Raw genomic sequence first — 477 nt, forward strand, 5'->3', positions numbered from 1 at the left:
CAATAGCGCCCGGATGCAGTGATTCAGCTCAGCTAATGAGAAGAAGGTGTGGTGACGTAATCTGGCTAAAATCCAGCGCTCTATGATTTGCACGCCCACTTCCGCTTTGGCTTTATCCTGCGGTTTCCGCGGCCTGGCTGGCATCACAGCGCAGCCATAATGGTGAGCGAGTTGGTGGTAGGCAGCATTGATGTCTGGATCGTATCGGCACGCTTTAGTGACGCCGCTTTTAAGGTTATCCGGCACAATGAGCTTGGGCACACCACCAAAGAAGCTAAAGGCTCTGGCATGGCTCCCCAGCCAATCTGGCAGCGTCTGCGTAAGGGTGGCTTCAGCATAGGTGTAATTGGACGCACCCAGTACGGCCACAAACACCTGTGCAAAGCGGATTTCACCGGTACTGGCACAGACAATGGGTACCGTTTGACCGGCATAATCAACGAACAGCATGTCACCGGCAATGTGGTTTTGTCGCAT

1 protein-coding gene is annotated in these 477 nt (G+C 53.7%); it reads right to left on the reverse strand.

Annotated elements, in window-relative coordinates:
- A partial coding sequence (gene istA / locus QWY20_RS18515) for an IS21 family transposase (protein WP_330130457.1) occupies positions 1–477 on the reverse strand: 477 nt, incomplete at both ends.

The sequence above is a fragment of the Alkalimonas cellulosilytica genome (assembly GCF_036325985.1).
Classification (GTDB): domain Bacteria; phylum Pseudomonadota; class Gammaproteobacteria; order Enterobacterales; family Alteromonadaceae; genus Alkalimonas; species Alkalimonas cellulosilytica.